This is a genomic window from uncultured Sulfuricurvum sp., from assembly GCF_937936435.1.
GTDB lineage: Bacteria > Campylobacterota > Campylobacteria > Campylobacterales > Sulfurimonadaceae > Sulfuricurvum.
Map to the genome: position 1 here is coordinate 1 of NZ_CALDDG010000073.1, position 8,361 is coordinate 8,361.

The 8,361-nt window shown below is 47.1% G+C and carries 6 protein-coding genes; all 6 read left to right on the forward strand.

Features of this window, described 5'->3' with window-relative positions; translation table 11 throughout:
* Positions 1 to 234 precede the first annotated feature (234 nt).
* The 6 genes from Q0389_RS07735 to Q0389_RS07760 are packed head-to-tail and all read left to right on the forward strand — an operon-like array spanning position 235 to position 7,917.
* Positions 235 to 2,292 carry a TonB-dependent receptor plug domain-containing protein gene (locus Q0389_RS07735; RefSeq protein ID WP_298693290.1) on the forward strand — a complete coding sequence of 686 codons (2,058 nt, stop codon included), beginning with the start codon at positions 235 to 237 and terminating at the stop codon, positions 2,290 to 2,292.
* A 2-nt stretch (positions 2,293 to 2,294) separates the two neighbouring features.
* Complete coding sequence (locus Q0389_RS07740) at positions 2,295 to 3,356, forward strand: ABC transporter substrate-binding protein (protein ID WP_298693291.1); 1,062 nt, start codon at positions 2,295 to 2,297, stop codon at positions 3,354 to 3,356.
* Positions 3,353 to 3,970 (forward strand): class I SAM-dependent methyltransferase, encoded by a 618-nt coding sequence (locus tag Q0389_RS07745; protein WP_298693293.1) that lies wholly within the window; start codon positions 3,353 to 3,355, stop codon positions 3,968 to 3,970. Before Q0389_RS07740 ends, Q0389_RS07745 begins: the two co-directional genes overlap by 4 nt.
* 8 nt (positions 3,971 to 3,978) lie before the next feature.
* A complete protein-coding gene (locus Q0389_RS07750) occupies positions 3,979 to 4,989 on the forward strand; it encodes an LLM class flavin-dependent oxidoreductase (protein ID WP_298693296.1) in 1,011 nt (336 codons plus the stop codon).
* A 9-nt stretch (positions 4,990 to 4,998) separates the two neighbouring features.
* Positions 4,999 to 6,972, forward strand: coding sequence for a TonB-dependent receptor (locus tag Q0389_RS07755; protein WP_298693297.1), 1,974 nt, complete (start codon positions 4,999 to 5,001; stop codon positions 6,970 to 6,972).
* 9 nt (positions 6,973 to 6,981) lie between these two features.
* On the forward strand, positions 6,982 to 7,917 hold the full coding sequence (locus Q0389_RS07760; RefSeq protein WP_298693299.1) for an LLM class flavin-dependent oxidoreductase: 936 nt from the start codon (positions 6,982 to 6,984) through the stop codon (positions 7,915 to 7,917).
* The last annotated feature ends 444 nt before the right edge of the window (positions 7,918 to 8,361 follow it).

Consider the following 8,361-nt stretch of genomic DNA (forward strand, 5'->3'; position numbering starts at 1 on the left):
TTCCGAGCGAACCGTTCAACTATATTTCCCGCCCCCCTTCATTTATGCGACTGATGGGGATTCGATGGCTGATCCATGTTTTTTATCCCGATTTGATCGGCCCGATCAACCAGGAACAACAACGATTTGAAAAACTTTTCTTCCCTCTTTATCGGGAAAAATAATTTTTTAACTATCGTTATATCAATATTGATACCAATATAACGACATTCAAACCTAAGGAGTAAAAAATAAATGAACGTCACTAAAAATCAAAACCTTTCTATGAGCCTTTTTGCCGCATTGGCAATTTTGAAGGTATCGGTTCAGGCAGCAGATACGACAACCGCATCGAGTGATTTGGATACCATCAATGTTAAAGCCCCGGCTACAGTCGAACGCGACGATCTAAAACTGGACAGCGTTACCAACCTCTACCGTGTCGAATCAACCGCACAGTTCGGAACCCAGGTTCTAACACAAAAAGAGATCGAAGCCTATTCGCCGAAAGACTTTTTCGATTTGATGGATAAAGCGATCGGTATGGATTTGACCTATCAAGGGCGTAAAAGTCCCTATTTTCTAAACATGCGCGGCGGCGGAAGCATCACCTATATCATCGACGGAGCGATTTTACCCTCTACCAGTAACCGTATCCTGCAAAAATTGCCGATGACTGCGATCGAAGAGATTCAAATCATCCGCGGTTCTACCGCTCTTGCATTGGCCCCTTCGATCGGAATCGGTGCATCTAACAGCGGTTCGGGGCTTAATACCGGATTTATCATTATCCGAACCAAACAGCCTAAAAAAACCGAAGGTATCCTCACCGGATATATGGAAAAAGCGGTTTCTCAACCGAGTGCAAACGGCCAAAGCATCTATGCCGGAACCCGTTTAGGCTCAAGTGCATCGGGGCTGGAAGGGTATATCGGAGGGTTGGTATCGCGTTACGACCGTCCGAGCAAAGACGAATGGTTTGACGGAAGCGACGCCGAATCGGGGATGATCAGCGGCGGAATCAATATCGGGCGATTTTCTTTGAATATGATGGGATATAAAGACAGCGGACGTTTCGAGATGCAGCGAGGTGTAACGGTAACCGGTGCATTGGATAATTCCAAATGGTACTACGATCCGATCAAAACCGACATCTTCTCTGCTGATATGAGTATGCAGTGGAATGAAAATCAAACCACCCTTTTCTCGGCTTTTAAAACACAATACAAACAAACCGAAATTGCGCAAAACTTTGCCAATACTTCTTATAGTGAAAAGCACTATAAAGAAGATACGAAAGGGTATAGCCTTCGTCATAACGCCCGTTTCGGCGATACATTAATCCAACTGGGGGGACAGATCACAGGCAGTAAAGGATTTGGACCAAACCTCAGTAGTCCTTATAACCGTTTCAAAACCTCGGTTATGGGATGGTCTGCATCGGTTGAGCAAAAACTCTTCAACGGTGATGTCGTTTTGGACGGTGGCTATCGTAGAGATACCAAACATATCGATAATTCCAGTACTAATGTGACAAGAGACAATGCAAATAACGATGTTGATATGGCTCCGGCAACCGTCATAGCCCTCGGTGCTCTTTGGCATATCAACGACATCTTCACTCTTAACGGACGCTATTTTGACGGAAATGAGGGGACAAACGGCGATTTTGACCTCAAAACCCAAAGCGGCGATCCTCTCCATGCCGAAAGCCAAAAACGGATCGAAATCGCGCTTGAATCCAATATTACTCCGTATTTTAAACCGATGGTAACCTGGTTTAAAGTCGATATGAAAAACCAAAAGACGGCGACCAATGCAACCTATACCGGTCCAGACAATAATCTCTATTACTACTACACCGAATCGGATTCTCTCCGCGAAGGGGTCGAACTCGCGCTTAAAGGCGATTTCGGAAATACCGGCTACAGCCTCGGATGGACACGAATGACGACCAACGAAACCACCTCAGTCGGCACGACTACAGACAGTATCGGCGATTCCACTCCTGCCAACAGTATTACGGCTCTGATCTCCCATCGATGGGAGAATTACCGTGCCAATATCTCGGCAAAACGGGTGGACGGTTGGTCGACGTCCACCAGTGCCATGGGAACTGCATATGCAGATTTAGGAGACTATGTCCGCGTTGACGCCAATATCGAGGGAGATTTTAAATTCGATCAATACACCCTCACAGCAAAACTCTACGGACGTAATCTTGGTAATGAACAGTATGCGACCCGCTATACCACCGGTTATTACTACGACCGGGGACGTACTCTGGGTCTCGAACTCACGATGGCGTTTTGATCATGATACGCCGAATACTTTTAAGTGTCTTGCCGATGTTGATCCTCTCTTCTGCCTTATCCGCCCGAGAAATAACCGATATGCTCGGGCGTAAAGTGACGGTTCCCGAAACGCCGAAAAAAGTCTATGCCCCCTCACCATACGGGGCGTATGCCCTTTATGCGATGGACCCTACCCTGCTTGCGGGATGGATTTTTGAAATCGATCCCGCCAATTACCCTTACTTACATAAAAGCATGCAAACCCTCCCAGTGATCGGAAGGGTTTTCGGTGCCGGACAAAGCGCCAATCTCGAAGTACTGCTTGCGGCGCACCCTGATTTGATCCTGATGTGGTCTCATGTCAACGAATTTTCCGAAAAAGAGGCTCAAAAACTCCAGATACTTAACACTCCGTTCGTATATGCCGTCGATGAAAGCATCGAAGACTACACCGCCATATTCAAATTTTTAGGAAAAGCGCTGAACAAAGAAGCCCGCGGTAATCAGCTCTCCACCTATACGGAAAAAACGTTTACCGACGTACGCAACACTCTCGTCAAAATCCCAGCCGATCAACGGCCTAAAGTCTATTATGCCGAAGGTCTCGACGGTCTTTCGACCGAATGTGACGATTCGATCCACGTCCAGTTGCTTAAGCTCGCAGGAGACGTCGATGTTCACCGATGCCATACTTCGAACCACAAAGGTTTTGAAAAAATGTCGATGGAAACTATTCTGGGCTATAACCCCGATGTTATCCTGATTCAGGAAAAAATTTTTTACGACAAAATCTATTCACTCCCTATCTGGGCAAATGTCAATGCCGTCAAAAACAAACGGGTTTACCTGATCCCGAAAGCACCGTTCAACTGGTTTGACCGACCGCCGTCATTTATGCGGATCATGGGACTGAAATGGCTGATGAGCACTCTTTATCCTAAACAATATCCCATCGATATACGCAAAGAGACCCGGACCTTTTATCGCCTCTTTATGAACATCGATCTTAGCCAAAAACAACTCGACGAAGTTCTCCGTCCCAGCGGGGATTATCGTACAAAACCTATAGGAGCTACACCGTGAAAGGCGCAACAGACCCTCAAAGTTTCGATCATATCGTCAAAGAAATATTTGCACCCATTTATCCCGTCATTGCCGATCAAATCGTCCGACGTACAGAAATCACCGACGGACGCTGTCTCGACGCGGGATGCGGTACGGGAGCGCTCGGAATCGCTCTCGCGAATATCACCGATTTACATATCACGTTTTTCGACCAGTCCGAAGAGATGCTCGATATGGCATTTTTGTATGCCCAAAAAAACGGCTTGGACAAACGCTTTGAAACGCTCTGCGGAGATATTCACGCTGTCCCTTTGTTTGACGAAGAGTTCCATCTTGTTGTCAGTCGCGGCTCTTCCCCTTTTTGGAACGATTGGCGTAAGGCCTACAGCGAAATCCTCCGTATTCTCAAACCCGGGGGAATGGCTTATATCGGTGGAGGATTCGGAAATGCCGAGCTCAGAGACCGAATCATCAAAACGATGAATGAAAATAATCCCGACTGGCGCAATTCCTTTAAAGACCGGATAAAGCCCGAACGAGAGGCTCTCCCCGGGATTCTCTCATCACTGCGCCCTAGCCGTTTTGAAATTATCGATGATGAAAGCGGCTTTTGGGTCGTTATCACTAAATAAGGATATCTATGAAAGTCGGACTCTTTTGTCTTACCGAACATTTCGAGGGAGATGTGCATGAGAGCATTATGGAACAACTCCGTTTGGTAGAACTGGCCGATCAGCTCGGATTTGACGAAGCGTGGTTCGGAGAACACCATTTTAACGGTTTTAGCGTCATCCCGGATCCATGCGCGATGATCGCTTTTGCCGCGGCACGAACCGGCTGCATTCGGTTAGGTGCGGCCGGTTTTCTGGCTCCGTTTTACCATCCGATCCGCTTGGCCGAAAGCATTGCGGTGCTGGATCATCTAAGCTCCGGGCGGCTTAATGCCGGATTTGCAAAAGGAGGCTTTGCTCCCGATACCAAACATTTCCAACGCGACCCCGATAATCTCCGTAACGCGATGTTTGAAACGTCTGAAGCGGTCGATACCCTCCTCCACACTAAAACAAGTTCTTATGAAGGGGCTTTCGTCTCGTTTGAAAACGCTACGTTGCATCCCAAACCGTTTCAAAAAAATATTCCGTTTTACATTGCAACCTTTACCAACCCCGATACGATCCGTTTTGCGGCACGTCAGGGATACGGTTTGCTGATGTCTCAGGGTGCGAGTCTGGAGGAGTGTATCGAAGCCAGAAACCTTTACCGCTCCATTGCGGGAAAAGAGCCTGAAATCGTATTGATGCGGATCTTTTGCGTCTCTGAAAATAGGGAAGAAGCTTACCGCATCGCCCGTCCCGCCGTCGATCATTTCGTCAAATCGATGCGTGCGGCATCGTCGCAAATCCCTGCACCGAAATGGGATCGTGAACACTACGATGCCATTTTAAAAGAACGCGAAGCATTTTTCGACGGTCAGAAATTTTTCGACAACGCCATTATCGGAACATGGCAAGAGTGCCTCACCACCATCAAAACCATTCAAAAGGAGCTGCCTGACATTCATCTCGTATTAAAACCGTCCTCATCCGTTTCCAGTGAAAACCGGACGATGCTGACCTTGTTTAATTCCCTTATTCGACCTCATCTAACTTAAGGAGCCTTCATGAAGAAACACACACTTATCCTCTCGCTCGCCGCGTCGGCGGTTTTAGCGGATACTTTCAGTCTGGGACAGATCAACGTCCTTAATACCCCTATCGAAGAGAGCCCGTTTGAGGAAGCAATCACATCTGATACCATGGCAAAGAATAATTCCAAAAGCGTCGCCGATGCACTGGACAATATCAGCGGTATCAATGCCGATACCCAAGGAGGACGTGCCGAACAAACTCTCTATATCCGCGGATTTGATGCCAAACGTATCGGCGTATTCATCGACGGGATTCCGGTCTATGTTCCTTATGACGGCAATTTTGACTATGACCGTTTCCTCACGGCTGATATCGCCGAAATCGACGTATCCAAAGGATATTCATCCGTCTTGTACGGAGCCAATACAATGGGAGGTGTCGTCAACATCATCTCTAAAAAACCTACCAAAGCACTCGAAGGAGAGGTTAAAGCAGGAGTCGTATTCGACAGTGACGGTGCGTTGGCACGTCGTCAAACTTCTCTTAACATCGGAACGCGCCAAGACCACTTTTACGCCCAACTCGGCGCTTTATATACCGATCAGGACCATTATCGTCTAAGTGACGATTTCACCGCCACTGCCAGCCAACCAGAAGGGGATCGTCTCCGCTCGAAAAATGAAGATTACAAAATCAATTTCAAAACCGGTTATATCGCCGATGACGGCAGTGAAATCGCTATCGGATATTCAAGCCAAAACGGGCAAAAACAACAGCCTCCGACCACCGATACGACATTTAGCAAACAAAAATATTGGGATTGGCCATACTGGGACAAAGAGACGTTCTTCGTAAACGGCCAAAAAAATCTCGGTAACGGTTATATCAAGGCACTTGCTTACTATGATACATTCAAAAATGCCCTTAATTCTTATGCAAATTCATCATATACAACCTATAACACTTTTGGATCAACTTTTAAAAGTAAATATGACGATTACAGTTTCGGCGGACGTTTGGAATACGGCGTCGAGCTTGACAAACACTTTTTAACTGCCGCCGCAAATTATAAGAAAGATTCCCACGAGGGATACGACATCAGTAAAACGACTGATATCGCGACTCTCAGCGAACATTATGTCGACACAACTCTGACTTTCGGACTCGAAGACGTCTATACCCTCTCGTCTCAATGGCAAATTTTGGCGGGGCTCAGTTACGATCGACGCGAAGGGGACAAAATCTACGATACCAATACCGCTTATCTCGATATGCTCACACTGAAAACCCAAAGTTCGCTCAATCCTGAAGCCGCTGTCATCTTTTCACCGGATGCTACTACTAAGATCCGTGCCAGTGTCGCACAAAAAACCTATATGCCATCTATGAAAGACCGTTATTCTCGCAAATTCGGAACCTCGGTACCGAATGTCGATCTGGATAACGAAGTGGCAACGCACTACGAACTCAGTTTCCAAAAAAATATCGGTCAGTATAAAACACGGGTCAACGCTTTTTTTACCCGAGTTGAAGATGCGATTCAAAACGTTGTCTATGCACCGGATCCGGCTTACTTGCAAAATCAAAACGTCGGAACCTTTGATCACCGCGGGATTGAAACAGAACTTAGTTATAAATCCGACACTCTTGAAGCCGGTGGTAACTATACCTATATCTCTGTCAAAAACTGTGATAATAGCAGCATCAAAAGAATCGACGTACCGAAACATCAGATTTTTGCATTTGCTCAACAAGATATCGGATATAATGTAGCCCTCTACGGAGCGATGAAATTCCGAAAAGGGGCGTATGAACAAAAACTTGACAGCAGCTATGTTATCAATCCGACATTCACGACGTTCGATATCAAAGCTATTTATACCCCTACAGAAACAATTACGGCAGAAGTCGGTGTCAAAAACCTCACCGATAAACTTTATCAGTACGATATGGGATTCCCTCTTGCAGGACGCGAATTCTTTGCTAATATCGGTTATAAATTTTAGGAGTCGAGTATGGAATTTGGACTGATAATGATGTTTGACGACAGTGGAAACGACACGGCCTCCGTGTACCGCCACAGCCGTTTAACGGCAAGTCACGCACGTTCTGCCGGATTTTCGACACTATGGCTGACCGAACACCACGGCAACCCTACCCGGTTATGTCCTTCCATACCGCTTATGATGGGATATCTGGCGCACCACACCCCTATGACGCTCGGTGCCGCCACTATTTTACTCTCCCATTATTCATCACGTCATATCGCCGAGGAAATCGGCATGTTGACCCATATGTACCCAAACCGTTTCGCTTTCGGTTTTGCCAAGGGGGGCGGAAGCGAAGTGATGCTCCATGACAACGGCGATGAAAACCATGCACGACGTACGATGATCGATCGTCTCGGAGAAGTTCATACTTTTCTCCATGGATCGGCGAAACAGCCTCTCTATCCATCGGTGCAGACCCCACCGCCACTTTATATCGCTTCAAAAGAGCCCGAGTCGATCCGCTATGCCGCCCGCAACGGCATCGGTATTATGGCGGGGCATAAGTGGACACTGGAAGAGACGGCTGAAGTCGCCGCACTGTATCAAGAAGAACATCCTCTCCATCACGCACCCGATCTAATGCTATCGCGTTTTTTTCTCCTCGGTGAAACGCATAAAAGCGCTCTTTCCTCCGTAACGGATGCAATCGCCAAACGGCGCGAGAAAATGGAACCGCTTCGTGAAAGTCGTCATAACAACCAGTGGCGTGAAGGAGTCCTTGAGGAGGAAAGCCCTATCGGTGAACTTCAGGATATCGAAAAGCTCTTTCGACGCTATCGTGATATGGGAGTGACCCGGCTGGCACTCCGCCCGGCAACAGCCGATTCCGAAGCGACATTTAATTCGATACAGCACATCCGTCCACTGATACGCTCATACAGCAGACAGGTTAAAATTTAACCAATCCGGGAGAATCTCTTCTCCCCTATATTTTAGTATAATAAAGAATCACTCAAGGAAACCCTATGTTTTTAGAACCGATTGACTTTGCCCGAATGTACCGCGAACACAAAGCGGCTACCGACTTTAAAGGAAAAACCAGCAGTGACTGGGATGAAAAATCCCGTGATATGGCAGCTTCCGTCATCAACAGTCCGTATGTAAACGACTTTATTTCCCGTATGGAGATTACGGGAGATGAAGTCGTTTTGGATATCGGATGCGGTCCCGGCACCCTCGCTATCCCCCTTGCCAAACAGGTAAAAGAGGTGATTGCTATCGACTTTTCCGCTCAAATGCTTGCCGAACTCGAAGCCTATGCCGCACGTGAAGGGGTTACCAATATCAAAACCTACCACAGATCGGAAGAGCGTCGTGTAGGGAAAGAGTGTAGATCTCGGTGGT